Source organism: Alkalicoccus saliphilus, from assembly GCF_003044065.1.
Taxonomy (GTDB): Bacteria; Bacillota; Bacilli; order Bacillales; family Salisediminibacteriaceae; genus Alkalicoccus; species Alkalicoccus saliphilus.
In genome coordinates this window covers 57426-77525 of sequence record NZ_PZJJ01000014.1, presented here as the reverse complement: position 1 = coordinate 77525, position 20100 = coordinate 57426, and the positions used below count along the sequence as shown (strand labels likewise).

The 20100-nt window shown below is 48.3% G+C and carries 17 protein-coding genes; 8 read left to right on the top strand and 9 right to left on the bottom strand.

Annotated elements, in window-relative coordinates; genetic code table 11:
- The first annotated feature begins 545 nt into the window (after positions 1–545).
- Both C6Y45_RS17510 and C6Y45_RS09825 read left to right on the top strand, forming a co-directional pair.
- Positions 546–704, top strand: a complete 159-nt coding sequence (locus tag C6Y45_RS17510) for a hypothetical protein (protein WP_160058283.1) — start codon at positions 546–548, stop codon at positions 702–704.
- 277 nt (positions 705–981) lie between these two features.
- Positions 982–2469 carry a potassium/proton antiporter gene (locus C6Y45_RS09825; protein WP_107585047.1) on the top strand — a complete coding sequence of 496 codons (1488 nt, stop codon included), beginning with the start codon at positions 982–984 and terminating at the stop codon, positions 2467–2469.
- 88 nt (positions 2470–2557) lie between these two features.
- On the opposite strand, the gene C6Y45_RS09820 is transcribed toward C6Y45_RS09825, so the two are convergent.
- Complete coding sequence (locus tag C6Y45_RS09820; protein ID WP_107585046.1) at positions 2558–2779, bottom strand: group-specific protein; 222 nt, start codon at positions 2777–2779, stop codon at positions 2558–2560.
- Between the two features lie 398 nt (positions 2780–3177).
- On the opposite strand from C6Y45_RS09820, the gene C6Y45_RS09815 reads away from it, so the two are divergent.
- The 4 genes from C6Y45_RS09815 (at position 3178) to C6Y45_RS17505 (ending at position 7585) form a co-directional block, all read left to right on the top strand.
- A complete protein-coding gene (locus C6Y45_RS09815) occupies positions 3178–4422 on the top strand; it encodes an L-lactate MFS transporter (RefSeq protein ID WP_107585054.1) in 1245 nt (414 codons plus the stop codon).
- Between the two features lie 59 nt (positions 4423–4481).
- Complete coding sequence (locus tag C6Y45_RS09810; protein WP_107585045.1) at positions 4482–4847, top strand: Na-translocating system protein MpsC family protein; 366 nt, start codon at positions 4482–4484, stop codon at positions 4845–4847.
- 119 nt (positions 4848–4966) lie between these two features.
- The gene (locus tag C6Y45_RS09805; protein ID WP_107585044.1) at positions 4967–7327 is read left to right on the top strand and encodes an FdhF/YdeP family oxidoreductase; all 2361 of its coding nucleotides are present in this window, start codon (positions 4967–4969) and stop codon (positions 7325–7327) included.
- A 117-nt stretch (positions 7328–7444) separates the two neighbouring features.
- On the top strand, positions 7445–7585 hold the full coding sequence (locus C6Y45_RS17505) for a hypothetical protein (RefSeq protein ID WP_160058280.1): 141 nt from the start codon (positions 7445–7447) through the stop codon (positions 7583–7585).
- Between the two features lie 88 nt (positions 7586–7673).
- On the opposite strand, the gene C6Y45_RS09800 is transcribed toward C6Y45_RS17505, so the two are convergent.
- Positions 7674–8750: a hypothetical protein gene (locus C6Y45_RS09800; RefSeq protein WP_107585043.1), complete on the bottom strand. Its 1077-nt coding sequence runs from the start codon at positions 8748–8750 to the stop codon at positions 7674–7676.
- Positions 8751–8917: 167 nt separating this feature from the next.
- Here C6Y45_RS09800 and C6Y45_RS09795 point away from each other — a divergent pair, with 167 nt between their 5' ends.
- Positions 8918–10597: an ABC1 kinase family protein gene (locus C6Y45_RS09795; protein ID WP_107585042.1), complete on the top strand. Its 1680-nt coding sequence runs from the start codon at positions 8918–8920 to the stop codon at positions 10595–10597.
- Between the two features lies 1 nt (position 10598).
- On the opposite strand, the gene C6Y45_RS09790 is transcribed toward C6Y45_RS09795, so the two are convergent.
- From C6Y45_RS09790 to C6Y45_RS09760, 7 genes are all read right to left on the bottom strand, one after another.
- Positions 10599–11714, bottom strand: a complete 1116-nt coding sequence (locus C6Y45_RS09790; protein ID WP_107585041.1) for an amidohydrolase — start codon at positions 11712–11714, stop codon at positions 10599–10601.
- 461 nt (positions 11715–12175) lie between these two features.
- A complete protein-coding gene (locus C6Y45_RS09785) occupies positions 12176–13003 on the bottom strand; it encodes an ABC transporter permease (protein WP_107585040.1) in 828 nt (275 codons plus the stop codon).
- Positions 13004–13954 carry an ATP-binding cassette domain-containing protein gene (locus C6Y45_RS09780; RefSeq protein ID WP_245922633.1) on the bottom strand — a complete coding sequence of 317 codons (951 nt, stop codon included), beginning with the start codon at positions 13952–13954 and terminating at the stop codon, positions 13004–13006.
- A gap of 214 nt (positions 13955–14168) precedes the next feature.
- Complete coding sequence (wrbA, locus tag C6Y45_RS09775; RefSeq protein ID WP_107585038.1) at positions 14169–14828, bottom strand: NAD(P)H:quinone oxidoreductase; 660 nt, start codon at positions 14826–14828, stop codon at positions 14169–14171.
- A 180-nt stretch (positions 14829–15008) separates the two neighbouring features.
- On the bottom strand, positions 15009–15536 hold the full coding sequence (locus C6Y45_RS09770; protein ID WP_107585037.1) for a MaoC family dehydratase: 528 nt from the start codon (positions 15534–15536) through the stop codon (positions 15009–15011).
- Positions 15537–15864: 328 nt separating this feature from the next.
- On the bottom strand, positions 15865–16725 hold the full coding sequence (locus C6Y45_RS09765; RefSeq protein WP_107585036.1) for a DUF6920 family protein: 861 nt from the start codon (positions 16723–16725) through the stop codon (positions 15865–15867).
- Positions 16726–16832: 107 nt separating this feature from the next.
- Complete coding sequence (locus C6Y45_RS09760) at positions 16833–17663, bottom strand: MBL fold metallo-hydrolase (protein ID WP_107585035.1); 831 nt, start codon at positions 17661–17663, stop codon at positions 16833–16835.
- A gap of 449 nt (positions 17664–18112) precedes the next feature.
- On the opposite strand from C6Y45_RS09760, the gene C6Y45_RS09755 reads away from it, so the two are divergent.
- A complete protein-coding gene (locus C6Y45_RS09755; RefSeq protein WP_107585034.1) occupies positions 18113–20047 on the top strand; it encodes a bifunctional metallophosphatase/5'-nucleotidase in 1935 nt (644 codons plus the stop codon).
- Positions 20048–20100 lie beyond the last annotated feature (53 nt).

The window sequence follows — 20100 nt, the reverse complement described above, 5'->3', positions numbered from 1 at the left end:
ACCTTTCGAACTCCTAGTTTTTACCAAAAATGCTAGGGTTCTTTCCTACGGGCTTTTTTCTTGAATATGTCCTTTGATAAACAAATATCATCTTATTTTTTCATTGACATACTACCGCAGGTCTTTATAAAGTATGAATCCCTTTACGTCTAATAAAGAAGACCGGAACCTCCTCTCCACAACCTTTCAAGCTGTATAACTCCACCTTATGCTTTATCTACAGTGTACAACAATCCCTGCAGAAAGTATTGAAATATTTTGAATTTTTTATTTATTTTTGCATTCTTAAAGTATATACGAGACTGGATTTATTATTTGTTTTTAAGGACTCTTCTTCTGATTAATAATAGGAAAAATGGGAATAAGAGTAGAAGGGAATAATAAAGGAGGAACACAATGGCTTCAGAATATGCTGCAGTCCTCGTAATGGTGGATAAAAAATTTCATCAACTGTTTTGGAAACTCTGAGACAAAAGCATGATATTACGAAAAGCACAATCATCTTTGCAAGAGGTCCCAGTGAAAATGACGGGGAGTTTTTCGAGATGAAAATCGAACCGGAAAGAGAAGTGCATCTTACGATTGTGGAACAGAACGAAGCAGAAAAAGTAGTCGAAACCATCAAAGAAGAAGCCGGTCTTGATGAATCCGGTAAAGGAATAGCAATTGCTCTTGATTTAAAGCACGCGGCAGGTCTTCTATAATATGTTTCTTCGTCTCCGCTGGAGTCAGCGGAGTTTTTCATGCTTTATGTTTCAATGCAGCTGATAAGAAGCAGGTTTGTATTCATACACTGGAACGATACACCTCCGCCGGTCCCTTGAATAAAAGCAGCGAATTTTACATAAAAGCGTCTCTAGTCTACTGCGTGATGTTAATAAGTTATTATATAGGTTGAACTTAATGATTAGCTTCTGCTTATGACACAGCCGATTTCGTTTCCATAGGGAAGCTTTCCAAAGGAGGATTAAATAGAAATCAATGCTTCAAGACATTTCGAATACAGACAATTTATTATTTCTTCTCGCCCTTTTCTTTATCGTAGGGGTCATGACCACTAAATTCGCCTCACGATTCGGAGTTCCGGCACTCCTGCTTTTTATCGCGATCGGAATGATAGCAGGCAGTGACGGCCTCGGTATTATTCATTTTCATAATCCTGTTTACGCTCAGCTGATAGGAATTTTTGCACTCATTGTTATTTTATTTGAGGGCGGACTTTCCACGAAATGGTCTACCATCAAACCGGTTGCTGTTCCTGCCCTTCTCCTTGCTACTTTAGGCGTACTGGTTACGAGTTTCACTGTGGCTGCCGCAGCTGTCCTGCTTATCGATATTACGTGGCTGGAAGGTCTGCTTCTCGGAGCCATTGTCGGCTCCACGGATGCGGCTGCTGTTTTCGCTGCTCTAAAAGGGAAAAATATAAAAGCTCGTCTCGGTGCCACCCTCGAAGCTGAGTCTGGAAGCAACGACCCAATGGCCATGTTCTTAACACTCGGCTTTTTGCAGCTTATACTTATCGAAGAAGAAACGGTACTCAGCATTGCCGGTGTCTTTTTTATTCAAATGGGGCTCGGTCTCCTGTTCGGCTTGGCTTTCGGCTGGGCAGCATCGTGGATAATCAACCGAATTAACCTGGATGCAGGAGGGTTGTACCCGATTCTCGCTATCGGCTTCGCGGTACTTACCTACAGCTCCGCGGCTTTTTTCGATGGAAGCGGCCTGCTCGCCGTGTACGCAGCAGCTCTTGTTATCGGTAATAATACGCTCACATACAGACACACTATTTTCAGTTTCAACGAAGGCTTTGCATGGATGATGCAGTTGACCATGTTTGTTATTCTCGGCCTGTTTGCTTTTCCTTCCCAGGTGTTCACATTGGAAGTAATCTTTTACGGGGTTCTTCTTGCCTTTACACTCATTCTTATCGCACGGCCACTAGCCGTCCTTGTTTCCACCATCGGATTCAAGTACACGTGGCAGGAAAAAACACTGATTTCCTGGGCTGGTCTCCGCGGAGCCGTACCGATTGTTCTGGCTACTTATCCTATGATAGCCGATCTCGACAACGCCCAGATAATTTTTAATATTGTTTTCTTTGTCGTGCTTACTTCTGCATTGATTCAGGGAGCTACAATTGCACCATTTGCCGCGAAACTCGGACTCACAGGACCGACAAAGGTAGCTCCGTTTCACTCTCTGGAACTTATATCCATCGGCCAGGCAAACGCGGAAATTGTAGAATACACAGTCAATGAGGAAACAAAAATTGCAGGGCAGACTCTTGCAGAAATTGATTTCCCGTCTGATATTTTAATCAATGCTATTATCCGCGATCAGGAACTTGTCATGCCTTACGGAGATGCGGAAGTGAAAACAGGGGATACTTTGTACATTCTTGTTTCCAGAAAGAAAAAGAAAGAACTCAAACGAATTCTCGGGCAGAGAGAAACCATGCCGGATATGTAAAACCGTATAATTATGGTCATGCCTGCCTTAAACATGCCAAAAAAGCCGCCCTGCCTATTCCGGTCATGGCGGCTTTGCTGCATTAAATTTAAAGCATTTCCCTTAATTTACCGGTGCGTTCTTTCTGCTCTTCTTCAGAAGACAGATCATACTTTTTCAGGAGATGAAACAATTCATTCAGCTGCTCCTGATCCTGCTCCTTTTGAAGAAACGTTTCTGCTTTGTCAAAAACGTCTTCAGGTACGTAATCCTTCTGCGAAGCCAGTTTTTTCTGGACGTCCTCTCTGGAATGATCAATGTTACAGGCCATAACTCTCTCCACCCTTCTTTATTCAAGCTGCTTTTAAAAAGTATAAACGCCTTCCGCGGTTCAATACAAGCCTCCCGGCAATGCTTTTCCTCCCCCTCCATTAAAATTTGTGTCCAAAAATTGAACTTTCCTCTGTAAAGCTATTGTAAATGCTTTCATTACGAAGTAAACTTAATAACAGACAACGAGCTCTGCTTTGATTTAAGATGCGGAACAGCGGCCCTGTTACCGGTTTAAACCAGGCAGAATTCTACGCGATAACTGTTGGTCTTTTTACAGCGTCCCTGTTTAAAGCTGACCGCTGCGTTTCTTTTTCAGGAGAAGTAACCCTTCTTCCTGAAGAAACGGCAGCGGTTTTTTTTATGCAGCAGCATGAATTAAAACATAGGAGTGATATTATGAACGGTAAAACAAAAAACCGCTGGCTGATTGCCCTCGCCGCGGTAGGTATTCACATTTCCATCGGTTCCGTTTATGCCTGGAGCGTATTTACAAACCCGCTGGCAGAACAGCATGGCTGGAGCCTGAGTGCTATTTCGATGACTTTCAGTATTGCCATTGCGTTTCTCGGTCTCTCCGCCGCCTTTATGGGACATTTTGTTGAAAAGTACGGCCCCCGGATTTCCGGACTTGTTTCCGCCTCCTTTTTTGGACTCGGTATTGTCGGTGCCGGCTTTGCCGTTTCGATCGAATCACTATGGCTTTTATACATAACGTACGGAGCTCTCGGCGGGATCGGTCTCGGGATCGGCTACATCACCCCGGTTTCTACTCTTGTAAAGTGGTTTCCGGACCGGCGGGGGCTTGCCACAGGACTCGCTATCATGGGTTTTGGCTTTGCTGCAATGATTGCCAGCCCGATTATGGCCTCCCTGATTGATTCTGTGGGGATTGCCAATACTTTTTATATTCTCGGAATCAGTTATTTTGCGATTATGTTCGCTTCTGCCCTGTATTTGGAACGTCCTCCAAAAGGCTACATGGAAGATGCTGCCGCCTCCAAAAAAGCAGCGGCGGATTTGTCCCAGCTTACCGCCAACGAAGCCGTTAAAACAAAGCGTTTCTGGTTTCTCTGGATCATGCTGTTTATTAACGTAACGTGCGGCATTGCCATCCTGGCCGTTGCTTCTCCGATGGCCCAGGAAATTGCCGGCCTTACTGCGGCCGCGGCTGCGACAATGGTCGGGATCATGGGCTTTTTTAACGGAGTCGGGCGTCTTGCCTGGGCATCCGTCTCCGACTACCTCGGCCGGCCGAACGTCTACACTGCATTTTTCGTGATTCAGATTGCTGCATTTTTTGCCCTTCCATCCATTACGCATGCGATTGCTTTTCAAGTAATTCTTTTCTTGATTATCACGTGCTACGGTGGAGGTTTCGCTTCCATCCCTGCTTATATCGGGGATTTGTTCGGAACAAAGCAGCTTGGAGCGATCCACGGCTACATTCTGACTGCCTGGGCACTCGCAGGCCTTGTCGGGCCGCTGCTCGCATCTACTGTGCGGGAAGCGACGGAAAGCTATGCAGCAACGCTTTATATATTCGGCGGCATGTTTGTAGCAGCCCTCATTGTTTCTCTCGTTATACGGGTGGATATCCGACAGCTGCGTGCACAAAATGAAAAAGAAAAGCTGGCAAGTTGACATTTTCTTTTTAGAAGCATACCCTTTCTCTATACTCAACAGAAAAGGATTGGAGAATTATGGGTAAATACGAAGCAGAGTTCAGCAACCTCGTGCGTGCTTTCCGAAAGAAGCATATGGGAAAGGGCCCGGCTAAAGTAACCACCACATTCTGCAGAAACTGGGCGATCTGCGAGATGGAAGGAAACCTTTCCCCCGTCGAGAAATTTATTGCAAGCGCCGAAGACGGCCGCCAGATGCTCCGTGCTGCCCGGACAGAAATGGTAAAGGAAATTTACCGGCAGAACCGCCCCTATGAAATGGAAGAGCTGCTCGGATGCAGCTATGTGGAGCTGTTTGTGGATATTGATATTGAACAGGATAAGGGCATGTCCATATTTGTTTTTGACGAAAATCTGGAAGAGAAATTCTCCAGCAGCAGATAAGGAAGGTTCGGCACTTGGCAGCGCTCCTGCTCAAGACTCAACCACCGTTTCAGCTCCGGTCCCCCCGGAGCCGTACGGTGGTTTTTTATTTAAAACTATCTTTCAAAGGAGTGGTAAGAATGGGAAACACAAAACATAACGGCCCGATGAAAAAATCAAAAAAACCGGCACCGGAGCACTGGGTCAGCCCTATCCCCTTCGGTCTCGGAAAAGTAAAACCAACCCACATCCGCGACTCCTTCAAAACGGCGTGGGAAAACAAAGATAATCTCGGCTATGCGAAAAATATTATTACGAAAGGTGTGTGTGACGGCTGTGCACTCGGCGTGTCCGGACTGTATGACCAGACGCTCACCGGGCCGCACGTCTGCACCACCCGCTTTAATGTACTGCGTCTGAACACGATGCCTGCCATAAAAGAAGATATTCTTCACGCGGATATTGATGAACTCAGGCAGTATTCCAGCACCGAACTCCGGAAGCTCGGACGGATCCCCTACCCGCTTATCCGCCGTCCGGGAGAAAGAAATTTTTCCCGTCTCAGCTGGGACGAAGCGATGGATACGATCGCAGATAAAATGAAGCAGCTGGACCCGAAACAGTATGCGTTTTATTTAACATCCCGCGGTATTACAAACGAATCCTACTATGTAGCTGGTAAAGTGGCCCGCTTTCTTGGCACGAATAACGTCGATAACGCGTCACGTATCTGCCATTCCCCGAGTAAAACAGCGATGAAGCGTTCGATTGGCGTCGGGGCGTCCACTTCCAATTATCAGGACTGGATCGGGACAGACGTCCTCCTTTTCTGGGGAAGTGTGGCCTCCAATTCTTCCCCTGTTTCCACGAAATATATGCTGGAAGCGAAGAAAAAAGGAACAAAAATCATCGTCGTCAACCCTTACCGGGAGCCGTCCATGGACGAGTACTGGGTCCCGTCCGTACCGGAATCGGCTCTTTTCGGAACAAAAGTAGCCGATGATTTTTATCAGGTAAATATCGGCGGAGACATCGCGTTTATGCACGGTATTATGAAGCACTGGTTTGATATGGAAGAAAACCAGCACGGCTCCGCCCTCAATCATCCTTTTATTGAAGAACACGTGAACGGTCTGGAAGAACTCCAGGAAAAAGTTCAGGAACAGACGTGGGAAGAAATCACCCTTTCCTCCGGCGTATCGAAAGAACGCATCATTGAACTTTCCGAGCTTCTCGCCAACAGTAAAAATGCTGTTTTTGCGTGGGCCCTCGGCCTGACGATGCATTCATTTGCAACAGATAACATTTCCCAGGTCGCCAATCTCGCTCTTCTGCGGGGCTTTCTCGGAAGAAAATACAGCGGCCTAATGCCGTTCCGGGGCCACTCTTCCGTGCAGGGAAGCGGAGAAATGGGAGCAGATCCTTTCGTTCTTCCAGGCGGCGATTATAAAGGAGAAAATATTTCCCGCATCGAAAAGCTCTGGGGCTTTAAGCTGCCGGAATGGCAGGGGGACATCGTCGGGGTGACGCTCGAAAACATTCTGCTTCCGGAAGAGAACGAGCGGAAAATCAAGATGTACTATATGTCCGGGGGGAACTTCCTGGAGACGATGCCGGATCCGGATTACGTCGAGAAAGCACTTTCCTCACTCGATATCCGGGTGCATCAGGATATTATTCTGAACACTTCTACTCTCGTGGATGCTAAAGAAGCCGTCATCGTACTTCCGGCCAAAACGCGTTACGAACAGGAAGGCGGCGGCACGTCGACATCGACAGAGCGGATGGTATACTTCTCTCCGGAAATTGAAGGAAATAAAAATAAAATCGAAGAAGCCCGGGCGGAGTGGAAAATATATGTCGATCTTGCCAAACGGGTGAAACCGGATACCGCCCATCTCGTCGATTTTCAGCATGCGGATGAAATCCGGGAAGAAACCGCCCGGGCCAACCCTTCCTACGACGGGGTCCAGCACTTAAAGAAACAGGGAGACGTATTTCAATGGGGCGGAGCGTGGCTCTGTGAAGACGGTATCTGTCCGACGCCGGACGGGCGCGGAAACCTGATCCCGGTGGACATTCCGGATCTGAACAAAAAACCGGGGGATTTTTATGTCACTACCCGGCGCGGCAAGCAGTTTAACTCGATGGTCTACGGCGAAACAGATCCGTTTAACCGGTCATCGCGTTACGACGTACTCGTCCATGAAGAAGACGCCCGGGAGCATCATATCCATGAAGGAGAAGCAGTCGTCGTCTATAACCAGTACGGCGTATTTCAGGGCCGGGCAAAGTTTGCTTCCATTGCCCGCTCCAATCTCGGTGTGCACTTTCCTGAAGGAAACTTCCTTCTCCCGAAAGGCCGCTACGAACAGTTTGCCGGTATCCCGGACTACAATATCGCCGTTAAAATTGAAAAAGCAGACCGCTTTAACGCCCGAAAAGATACGCAGTATCTGGAAAAGCCCGTGAAAGACCTGGAGATGGCCCCTCCCAGCTGATAAAACAGCACGCTCTGGTCTGGACAGGCAGCGGGAGGTATCTTTTTTATCATTATAGAATGCGGTTCAATCATTATAACGAGGTTTTTAATCAACAAAGCCTCAGGATTAATCATTATGAGGGTGATTAGTCATTACAGCCGGTTTTTAGTCATTATAAACGTCTGCAAAGAAGATATTAATCATTATAAGCTGCTCATTAATCATCAAGACGATCCTTCCCCGGCAGCTGCGAAGCAGGCAAAGTTCCGGCCGTAAATTCCAGCCGGCTCAAGACAGAAATTCAAAAAGCGCAGGAACCTCTTCCGTTTATCGAGCGGAAGAGGTTCCTGCGCTTTTCTGCTTTTTATAACAACGGTCCTTCAATTTCGTCCGGGTTATATTCCAGCCGGATGATTTCATCTTTTTCCGGCGTATGCCTGTACACCGTGAGACAGGAAAGCAGCGGCTTCTGACTGTTCCAGGAAGGCTTTACAGAACTGCCGCTGTTCATGATCAAGTCATGAAGCTGTTCCGGCATCAGTACTGACAGATGATAGTTCTCCACCTTTTCCGGAGTGATTTCCCACAGTTTTCCTTCGTTCCCGCTCCGGACAGAGCGTATCTTTACCCGGTGGGTGGGATACGCGGAGGCATAGTTCCGGAAATCCTCCGCGTTTTCCGCCTTCAGAATCAGCAGAAACGGAGCATTCGGTACCGCTGCGAACACTTCTCCATATTCCTTCCGGATAACATCGCTCATCTGCTTCAGTCTGTTCTGCACCGGATCTTCTTCCTCCAGCAGGGAGAGCGGTTCCGGCCGTTTTTCCCCCGTCCACGTGCCAAATTCATGCCGGAGATATTTACGGAGAGACTGAATAAACACGTATCTGTGCTCGCTGGAGCTGCCTTCTCCTTCAGAAGACCCGGAAGCGAAACGATGTATGTCTTCTGCGGCCGATGCAATCTCGGATAAAAGAGCCCGAAAAGACCCGCTGCTTAAATCCACGAGCGAAATCTGGTGGGCGAGAGCCATCTCTACCGCACTTCGTGAAAAACCCGAAGCAGAAAAAACCGCATAATTGTACGTGCACCGTTTTAAAGGCGTGTTTGAATCAGCCGTTGTCATGTAACGCTGATTCAAATCGCTGATCGTTGCCACAGCGCTGCGGATTGTTTTAATACTTGTTTTTCCGGAACGGAACTCTGCTTCGAGAAACAGGCGTACCGGGTAAGTAAAAGCAGGCATCCACTGAAGCTGGCCGAGCACGTCCGCCTGATGCTCCACTCCAAGGCCCCTTACGTGCAGGCCGGTTCCGGTATTTCGCAGACTGGAAGGATCCTGCTCTTCTTCTACGAGCAGATCGAATCCGGTATTTTTTATTAAATAAGCTGCTGCTTCTTCCAGCAGGTATCCTTTCAAACTTTCTACAGCAATTTTCATGAGCGGTCCTCCTCTGTTTTTCTATATTATCAGCGTTTCTTTTCCCTTTCCCTTTCGGAAGCTTTTTCCAACAGGCTTTCCGCATGATACAATAAAACAAAACGGCCGCCGTGGATAAGGCGGCACGATATGCAGAATAAAAGGATAAAAGAAAGGGGGGAAGTTTTATGCTGAAGCACCTGCGTTTCCGGCAGGCCAACCGCTTCCGGCAGATTCTCAATGCGTTTATACGTAACGGATTCGGGTTTTTCGTCCAGAAAATCGGCCTGATTGATGAAGTCCCGCGTCCGCAGAAATGGCGGAAAAAAGAAGCGGAACGCATTCATTCCACCGAAGAAAGAATCCGGAATCTTCTGGAGGAACTGGGTCCGACATTTGTTAAGCTCGGCCAGATAGCAAGTACGAGAAAAGATATTTTTCCTCAGTCTTTAATCGACGAGCTGGAGAAACTCCAGGATCACGTCACGTCCTTCTCCTACGAAGAAGTGAAAAACGTATTTGAAACGGAAGTCGGGGAAAGTCTTGATGATTACTTTGATACCTTCGAAGAAATACCTCTTGCATCCGCATCCATCGGACAGGTACATAAAGCAGTGACAAAAGATGGACGCAGTGTGGCAGTGAAAGTGCAGCGCCCCGGTATTGAGCGGAAAATATCAACGGACCTCGATATTCTATACGAACTGGCCCTTCTTGCCGATAAGCACATTGAAGGAGCCGGTAACTACCGCCTGCCCAAGCTCGTCAAAGAGTTTTCGAAGCTGATCATGCGTGAACTCGACTATAAAATTGAAGGCCGCAACGCCGACAGAATCCGCAGCCAGACGGAAAACGATCCCCGGATCTACATTCCGGAAGTGGACTGGACGTGTACAACGACACGTGTCATGACGATGGAGCTGATTGAAGGAAAAAATATCAACCAGCTGGATATTGAAGCGATGGGCCGGGAACGGAGAAAGCTGATTGCCGAAACGATTACCCAGTCCATCTGCCGGCAGATTTTTATCGACGGTTTTTATCACGCAGATCCGCATCCGGGGAACGTTTATTTGATGAAAGACGATAAAATAGCCCTGCTTGACTTCGGCATGGTCGGACGCCTCACTCCTGAGCTGAGAGCAAGCCTTGCTTCTCTTGTAATCGGTATACTTAAAAAAGATACAGACGGCATTATAAAATCGATCAGCCGGATGGGAAGCGCTCCGCTGGAACTGGACCGTCAGAGCCTGAAGAAAGATCTGGATGAATTCCAGGACCTGTACTTCAGCGTGCCGCTCCATGAAATTAAGTTCGGGGAAGTCGTCAATGACCTGCTCGCCCTTGTCGGCGGACACGACATTGAAATTCCCCACGACGTCACGCTCGTCGCCAAAGCGCTCGTTACCGTGGAATCACTGATCAGCGAAGTGGATCACGACCTGAGCATTATTAAAGTCGTCGAACCTCTCGGGGAAGAACTCGTTAAAGAATACGTCAGCTTTGACCATTTAAAAAAGAAAGCCAGAACGCACATACTTGACTACATGGACGCTTTCAGCGGCCTTCCCGAAGCTGTCAAAAAGTCGATGACACTCGTTGAACGCGGCAGGCTCCGGCATGAACACCGGCTGCCGGAAGTTGAACGAATCGGGGCACGCTACGCCCGGATCGGCAACCAGCTGACACTCAGTGTGTTACTTCTCGCTGTCAGCCTCGTTCTCGGGTCCCTTATTCTCGGTATTACGATAGGAGACCCCGATCAGTCTTTCTGGCTGCGTCTTCCGGTACTTGAACTCGGATTTATCGTTTTCTTTTTTCTGTTTTCCTGGCTGACGGTATCCATACTCCGGAACCGGAAAAAATAACCTACTGCCGGAACGATTCAAGCACGATTTCATATAAAATATCCGTACCGGCAAACAGTGCCTCACGGTTAAACGTCATCCCGGCATCGTGCAGTCCCGGGGTGACATCTGCCCCGAGTCCGATCATCGCTGCGTGGAGATGGGGCCGCTGAAGCGTATAATAGTGAAAGTCATCTCCCCCGCTTGTTGTCAGGCGGGGATACGTATGTTCCGGACCGAGCACCATCCGAACAGCCGCTTCTGTTATTTTTTCCGCTTCCGGACTGATCTCTGCCGCCGCAATTTCCGCTCCTTGCGTGAGCTCGACGGCTGTTCCGTTTTCTTCTGTGCGGCGGAGGATGTTCTGAATTTTTTCATAGGCTTCCGTCATCGCCTCATTCGACTGGGTACGGACGTCCAGACTGAAAGAAGCGGATCCCGGAATGATGTTTGGACTGTCTCCTCCTGCCTGGAATTTTGTCATTTTAATGCTGTGGGGAACAAGCGGCGGCAGATGAATATGCCTCAGCTGCTGAAGAATTTCCGCCCCTGTTTCGATCGCATTCGGCCCGAGATGCGGCCTTGCTCCGTGCACGTCCCTTCCGGTAATTTCCCCATGGAGGAACATCGCCGCTCCGTGATTTATCGAAACAGAGGCACTGCCGAACGGAATTTCCGACTTCGGGCGGAGGTGGATGCCGAAGAGAAAATCGACGTCGTCCACTACCCCTTCTTCCACAAGACGGAGGGCTCCCGTACCTTTTTCCTCGGCTGGCTGATAAATAAGCCGCAGCGTACCGCCGTCTTCCGGCAGGTGATCCTTCAGCATAAGCGCAGCGGCTGTCACCATCGTCATATGGGCGTCGTGCCCGCAGGAATGATTGGCTTTATATTCCCCTTCGACATTCTGAAGCAATGCGTCCATATCTGCCCGCAGAGCCGTCACAGGCTTTCCCTTCCCGATATCTGCAGTAAAACCGGGGATGTCCCGGAAAGTACGTACCGTGATCCCCCGTTCTTCCAAAAAGTTTTTTAAATAGGCGGTTGTTTTCTTTTCCTCCCAGGAGGGCTCCGGATGTTCGTGCAGATAATTAAATAATCCTTCTATTTCAGCACGCCGTTCTTCACTTTTCCACATTCTGTATTCCTCCAGTCTGTAAAACTCTGCTGCCGCCGTGGATGTTATTAAATTAGCCTGCCTTGAATATCAGCAGAAAAAACGTCTTCCCTTTCCTTGGACAAGAACCAAACTTTAAAACATTTTAAATTAATCTGCTTTAGCAGAGTAGTTAATTAAGTCTTTTTTCACTATAATTATTCCAGCTTATCTTTCTCCTGCGCCCGGCCCTGCCACAGGGCTCGTCTTAAGCTATTTTCTATGCCTATGTTGAAAAAGAGGAAAGGCCGTGGTCTTTTTGCCGGAAGCTGCAGTGGACCTGGAGGGACTCCGGAGCGATGAAGGCCGAGCCGAAGATCCATTCCATCCGACGAGAGAAGGATGGAATTAGCTGAGGCCGGTCCGCTCGGAAAGCCTCTCCATGGAAACGAAAGCGGACGTTCTTTTTTTATTTTCAAGACATGATTAAATCAAAAAGAAACTCAGGCATTCGCTCTTCGGAAGCTGATTGTCGCGAGCAGCACAAGAACAGCGGCAAAACCTAAAATAAACAGTATCTCCTCCAGAATGGTTACCTGCCGTCCGAAAACGGTAATGTTCAGTCCCATGGCCTCGACAACTGCTGGTGAAAGTGTATCTACATCAATCATTATTTTTTTCATGACGTCCACCCCGTACGTGACGGGATTAACTTTAACAATCACATCCATCCACGCCGGCATGTTGTTGACCGGAAACAGTGCTCCGGAAAGAAAAATCATCGGCATGACAAGAATCTGGACGGTCATCTGGAATCCCTGGGTGCTTCTGATTACGCTCGCAAACAGCAGACCGAGGCCGGACAGGGCACAGGCAAACAGAAACATAAACGGAATCACCTGCAGAAGTGCTGTGAAGTCGTAGGAGAGCCCGAGAAGCGGGATGAGCAGGAACAGGATAACTCCCTGGATCGTTGCTACAGTTGCTGCTCCTGCCATTTTACCGACAGCTATGCTTACCCGGGAAATCGGGGAAACAAGAATTTCTTTCATGTAGCCGAAATCTTTATCCTCAATAATTGAAAGCGCCGAAAAAACAGACGTCATCAGCAGCGTCATCGCAACAATCCCCGGAAAAACAAATTCAACATAGTTGAAATCTCCGGCTTCTTCCCCAAGCCCTGCGCTCATCATACTTTCCATTGTACCGCTCATGCCGCCGCCGAAAATAAGCAGAAAAAGAATCGGCATCGTAAACGAACCAAACAGTCTCGCTTTGTCACGGAAAAATTTTGTTAAATCCCGCTGCCAGATAGCCAGTATGCCTTCCATTCAGCTTCCCGCCTTTCCCTGTTCCTCTGCTTCACCGATTTTCCGGCCCGTAAATGCGAGAAACACGTCGTTTAGTGTCGGACGCCGGATGTTAAGCCTTGTCACCGGGGCCGTCAGCTCTTTAATAATTGTCGCAACGAAAGCATCGCTGTCGGGTACTTTCACGTACATCGTTTCATCCTGCAGTGTGACTTCCGCTTCGGGAAACCGCCGGCGTATTTCTTCTGAAGCACTCACGTTATTTTCTGTCTCCAGTTCAATAATGTCCCCGCCAAGTTCGCTTTTCAGTGCTTTCGGGCTGTCAATTGCAATAATCCTGCCCTCGTCCATAATCGCTACCCGGTCGCTGATTTCCGCTTCGTCCAGATAATGCGTCGTCAAAAACATCGTAATGCCTTCTTTTTCTTTCAGCCGGAGTATGTATTCCCACAGATGGGCCCGTGTCTGTGGGTCCAGCCCGACAGTCGGTTCATCAAGAAACAGCACCCGCGGATAATGAAGGAGGCCGCGTGCGATTTCCAGGCGGCGTTTCATCCCGCCGGAAAACGTTTCGACCCGCTGTTTTCGTTCGTTTACAAGATCTACAATTTCCAGCACTTCCTGAATCCGCTGCTCCCGTTTCTCTTTCGGAACTTTATAAAAACGGCAGTGCAGTTTTAAGTTTTCGTCAGCTGTTAATTTTTTGTCCAGCGTGTTTTCCTGAAAAATAATCCCAATGCTTTCCCGTACTTTGTCCTTCTGCTTACTTACATCGTAGCCGTTAATGATGATACTTCCTTCACTTGGTGCAAGCATCGTGCAGATCATGTTGATCGTCGTGCTTTTGCCGGCACCGTTCGGTCCGAGAAACCCGAAAATTTCTCCTTCTTGAACTTCAAAATCCAGTCCTTTTACTGCTTCTTTTTTCTTAAAGGATTTCTTCAAACCTGTGACTTTAATGATCGGTTCCAAAGCTTTCATCTCCTTTTATGGGACAGCTTTTATAAAGCATATCACAAAAATTAATACAGTCCCGTGCCGCACGTTTGACGATTATTCTGCAAAGCTGCAGCTCTGATTCAGGCAGCGGAAATCCCCCGTATAATTATCGGCAGCCGGCTTAAACGAGCTGAAATAAAAAAAGAAGGCTGCTCCGATTATACGGAGCAGCCTTCACTATAATTTGTTAGACATTCACGCCTACTTTTACCCCTTCTGCAATAGACACGGTACGCTGAGCCTGGTGCCTCACAGCATCTTCAATGTCGTCCTGAATGCCGTTTTCTCCGGCTGTGGTGCTTACACCGTAAGGATTTCCGCCGGCTTTGAATTGTACCGGGTCAGTGTATCCCGGAGCAGCCACGATCGCTCCCCAGTGGAACATAGAAGTGTAGATAGAAAGAATCGTCGCTTCCTGTCCACCATGCGGGTTCGCCGCAGAAGACATAGCACTTACTACTTTGTTGACAAGCTTGCCGCTGGACCAGAGACCGCCGGTCGTATCAATAAACTGACGGAACTGGGAAGCAGGATTCCCGTAACGTGTCGGTACGGAAAAAACGATACCGTCTGCCCACTCAAGATCATCCAGCGTTACTTCTGGAACGTCTTTTGTTTCTTCCAAGTGCTTTGCCCAGGCTTCGTTCGCTTCAATTGCTTCTTTTGGAGCAAGCTCAGGAATTTTAAGTACTTTCACCTCAGCGCCTGCTGCTTTGGCGCCTTCTTCCGCCCATTTGGCCATTTGGTAGTTCGTACCTGTGGAGCTGTAATAAATAACTGCCAGATTTACGTTTGCCATGTTATCATTCTCCTTTTTTGATTGAAATAATTTTTCAAATAATCCCATGAAGTACACCTTCTTTCGACTACTGCCATTAACACTATCATAAAGTAAGTAATAAATCAAATTAAACTTACTTTATTTTTGTAAGTGAAAAACCGTACGTGGAAAACCACCATTTTCAGGTGGACTATAATGGGATTTCCCTGTATTAAACAATTTAAACGTTTTCTTTCAAAAAGTACGTTATGTATCTTTGTTTTTTTCTTTCAGCACTTTGTTTAATATCGGCTGGTCAGAGGCCGGGGCATGAGCTTTTTTGTACACCATCATCGTACGCTTGAATTCGATCACGACCCGGCTGTCCTGATTGTAGCCGACAGTCTTCACTTTGATAATACCAATCCCGGGACGGGAAGCTGATTCGCGCTTTTCCAGCAGTTCACTGTAGGAATAAATCGTATCGCCTTCAAACACAGGATTGGGAAGCCTGATTTCATCCCACCCAAGGTTGGCCATCACATTCTGTGAAATGTCTGTCACGGACTGCCCTGTTACAAGAGCCACGGTAAACGTGGAATCCACGAGAGGTCTGCCGAATTCGGTTTTCTCCGCGTACACGGCATCAAAGTGAATAGGGTTAGTATTCTGGGTAAGCAGTGTAAACCAGATGTTATCCGTCTGCGTAACAGTTCTTCCGAGAGGATGGGAGTAGATATCTCCTATCACGAAATCTTCGTAAAACCTTCCGTTCCAGCCTTCCTGAATGTTCATTGATTGATCTTCTCCTTTTCATCCGTTTTTATTAATAGCGGTGATTCAGCAGTGAGGCGCTCTGCCTCTTGTCCGTGACATCTGCAGAATATGGTTGAAATTCCGCTCCGTTCCGGGAGGCATAAGAAACGAACCGAAGGCCTCTTCTTTACTCTGTTCGTGGCAGTAGAATAAATTCCTCCCTGCCTGCTGAAAACTGGTGATAGATTTAAGCAGCCTGAATTTAAAAAGTCTGCCGGAGAACTTCCCGGCAGACTTTCGTGATAAACCCGTGCTCCACCTTTTTTCGGAGAGTCCCCCGCGAATCCGGGTGCTGCCTCCAGACGGGTTACCTGCTTTTCATTTCTTTTATCAGCTCTGTCCTGCGTTCGTTCAGCCGGACGTCCTTGACTGAGAATGTATACCACGTGAATTTCCCTTCCGGAAGCACCCAGGAAACCGAGACACGGGCCGGCATGCGGATACCGTCAACCGTCATATACTCCAGCGCTTCTGCCTGCCATTCCGTCGGTTCTTCGTCTTCTTTGTCACGGAAGCGGTACGCACTCAGACGGATAAGCTCTCCTTCTTCTGAAAAGTGAAATATCCCTTCTCCAGTGCATCCGCAGTAGGACATTACCGCTTTGGCTGTCCGGTCATCCACTGCCTCCCATGATACAAACGGACTGAGAGCAGCCGAAGGGTACCAGGCCATTTCCATGAGATACCGCTGAAGCGTTGACTGATTCGCTTTCTTGTTGTGGCGGACGGTTACGAGCGGAAAAACAGAAGCTGCTTTAATAAGCATTTCTCCCTGGCCGAAGCGGTACCAGTCTCTCCCTGTTACAGCAAATCCCGGCTGCATTTTCATTTTCACACGCCAGATGAAAGAAGGGTAATCTGTTGTAATAAATTGTTCTGCTTCTGCAGGGAAACTTTTAACCTGTTCCGGTTTTAAACGCATCAGTCCCTCCTGCTTTAAAGCTGCCGTATGGATATTCAGCCGTCCGGTCATTCCGCTCTGCCGAAGCCAACGCTGAACAGGGGGCGGCAGTTTCTTTGTTTGTTCTTCCGTCACGATCCACTCCCGCGGGGCAGGTTCATAAGTCAGGAGTTCCTTGATTTCTCTTGTAGTTTCCCGGTAAAAACGACGCCCGGCAAATCCCAGAATAAAAGCGGCAGCAGCAGCGATAACCCAGTAAATTTTCATATCCCGACCTCCTATAGGTCTTTTCTTCAATATAGCATATTCTGCTCAAGCTTCAAGATAATTCCTTCCGGGCGTGGTCTTCAAAGGTTTTCCGGATGTCCGGCTGTTTACGAATCTTTTTCCGGGACAGCAAGCTCCTGAAAACGGTCTGCCAGATCCTGAAGGCCTGTATGAAGAAAGTCTCCTCTCACCGGCCATCCGTGTCCTGTCCCTGCTGTCTCCGGCTCAAGAGCTGCCAGTTTTTTCACGGAACTTTCGGCTTCCTTCCAGTCCGGAGTCAGATAGCGCGGTGGACCGCTGATTTCTTTTTCCTGTTTGATTACTTTGTAGAGACTTTCCTGCTGCACAGTGACAAAAGCATCACCGGCAATCAGCGTTTTATCCTTCCGGCGGAAAAGTGATACATGGCCGGGTGTATGACCCGGAGTGTGAATCCATTCCCATTCAGGCAGTGGGGGAATACTGCCGTCTGCAGGAAGCGTCCGGACATATTCCGATATATCGACCGGCTTTGTTGGATACATTTTTGACATTTTCGCCACCATCCCGCCGTCCACCTTCGGATCAGGATCCATATACTCCTGCTTTCCTGTGACATAAGGAAGTTCTTTTTCGTGTACATAGACAGGCACGTTCCATTTTTCAGCCAGTTCCACAAGAGCGCCGACGTGGTCAAAGTGCCCGTGTGTCAGCACCACTGCTTTTGGATGGTTATTTTCACCAAACCGCTCTTCTGCTTCTTCCAGAATCTTTTCTTCCGATTCCGGCATGCCCGCATCTACGAGCACCCATTCTTTTGGCCGGTCCGGATCCCCGATAAAATAGACGTTGACAATCTGCACGGGAAAACAGTAAACATCCGGCACCACCGAATGTCCTTTGCCGCTTGCTGCTGAAGTCAGAGGCATTACTTTTTTATCCAACGGATCTTTTCTCATCCTGAGTCCTCCTTTTTTTGTATAGCTATGTTAAAGTTCGCTTTTGATGGCTGGAGAAACACTTCGCTTCCAACCGGCAGGCTTGCCGTGGAAAGCGTAAAGATCCTCCCGGACGGAAGGGACAGCCGCAGGCTTTCTTCGCGGCAGGTGTAAAGAGCTTCAGGCAGCCTTAAATAACAACCCGGAGCTTTAACAGAGCCTTTTGTATAAAAGTTACATTACTCTACCTTTTTTCTCTATTTGTAAAACAAGGCTTGAGAAAACAGGGTTTCCTATGCTTCACTCTTTCTGCCCTGATTTTTTCTAAATTTTCCATAAACTAAGCACTTATTCACGTGTCTTAGGTCATCTTCTTTTAATTCTTTCCAGTTTCTATTGAGAGCGTTTTCTTTCTCTTCTAAAATAGAAAGGGCATGAGACTATTTTCCACTAAAAGGAGGAAATTCAATATGAAATTTCAGCGAAGTACAGCAGGTCTTCTTGCTGCCGGGATTCTGTTATCGACAGGAACTGTGGCAGCGGACGCACCTGGAAAAAGCGGGGATAAAGAAAACGGACCGAAGAGAGCTGTTGAAAACATAGACGTTATCGAAGCAGACGGGGAAAGCTTTGCAATTTCTTTTGACAAAACTTATCCGGCCGGCCTGCCGCTGGAACGCATTGCCGATGTGGAAATTACGGATGAGGACGGAAACGTTATTGATCCGGGAGATCTTAACGTTGAAGTAGATGGAAGCGACCGTTCCACCGTTACCGTTACACATAACGACTTAACTGGAAATACTGGTACTCTCCGGGTAAATGATCAGGAAGCGGACTTTGACTATGACTTTTTTGACTTAAATATTTTCCATACAAATGATAACCACGGACGGACGGATGCCTTCCCTCAGCTCGTCACTGCCTATGAACATGCCCAGGATGTGTACGGAGAAGGTCTGCTGCTTGATGCCGGGGATGTTTTTTCCGGCACGCTGTATTTTAACGAATACCGCGGACAGGACGCGGCCGAATTTATGAATTATATGGAATACGATGCTTTCGTGCCGGGCAACCACGAATTTGACCTCGGGGACATAGATGAAGGTCACCCTGAACTCGTTGCATTTTTCGAAGCGCTTGATTTTCCTGTAGTAGCGTCCAACATCGACTTCTCCGGTGACAGCGGCTTTGATCACCTGAACCAGGGCGGCATCAGCTATGATCCGGAGGCAGGCAATATTTATGACGGCATCGTTCTCGAACAGGACGGGGAAGAAATTGGTATTTTCGGACTCGATACGGAAGATACTGAAAACATCTCCAGCCCATTGGACGTGACTTTCTCTGACTACGCAGAAACAGCAGAAGAGATGGTCAGCCAGTTTGAAGAAGAAGGGATCGATAAAATTATTGCCCTCACCCACCTCGGTTACGACAGCAGCCCGGATATCGGAAGCGACCTGCTTCTTGCCGAGCAGGTGGAAGGTATTGACGTAATTGTCGGTGGACACAGCCACACCCAGGTAGAACCGCCGACGGTTGTTACAGAAAATGCAGACGGAGAGCCTATCGAGCCGACGGTTGTCGCACAGGCCGGGGAATACGGTCAGCAGCTCGGTGCTATTGATCTGAGGTTTGACAGCAGCGGCACGATCGTTCACTCTGACGGCGAGCTGTTTGCTTCCGAAGATTTTGACGCAGATCCGACAGCGGCAGAAATGCTTGAGCCGTATACTGCAGGCGTAGAGGAACTGCAGAATGAGCCTGCCGGATCCACTGTTGTCAATGAACTCACGAATCCGCGTCTTGGAGACGGCTCTGAAGTCAGCGTCCGTGCCAACGAAACGGCACTCGGCAACCTGATTGCCGATGGACAGCTGGACGCGGCGCTTACGGCTGATGACGAAACAATCATGGCTGTGCAGAACGGCGGAGGCATCCGGGCACCGCTTCCTGCCGGCGATGTAACGGTCGGTGATATTATTACTGTGCAGCCTTTCGGCAACCGCCTCGCACTGCTTGACCTTTCCGGTGAGGAAATTCACGAGGCATTTGAGCACAGCGTGGGCGAAGTTCCTGACGAAAACGGTGGTTTCCTGCAGGTGTCTGAAGGAACGGAAATTACCTTCGACAGCAGTAATGACTCTGGCGAGCGCGTCGAATCCATCGTCGTTGACGGCGAAGAAATTGCCCGTGATGACGAAATGTATACGATTGCTACAAACAACTTCACCGCAACCGGCGGTGACGGCTACGACGTCTTTGCGGACGCCTATGATGACGGCCGAGGCACGATCGTCGGCTTCACTGACTGGGAGATGCTGCGTGACTACATGGCCTCTCTTGGTGAAGTGGACTATGATGTAGAAGGACGCATTACAGACCTCGCTTCTGACGAGTAAAAAAATAGAACAAACAGCAGGAGCTGCCCCGTCGATTCTATCGATGGGACAGC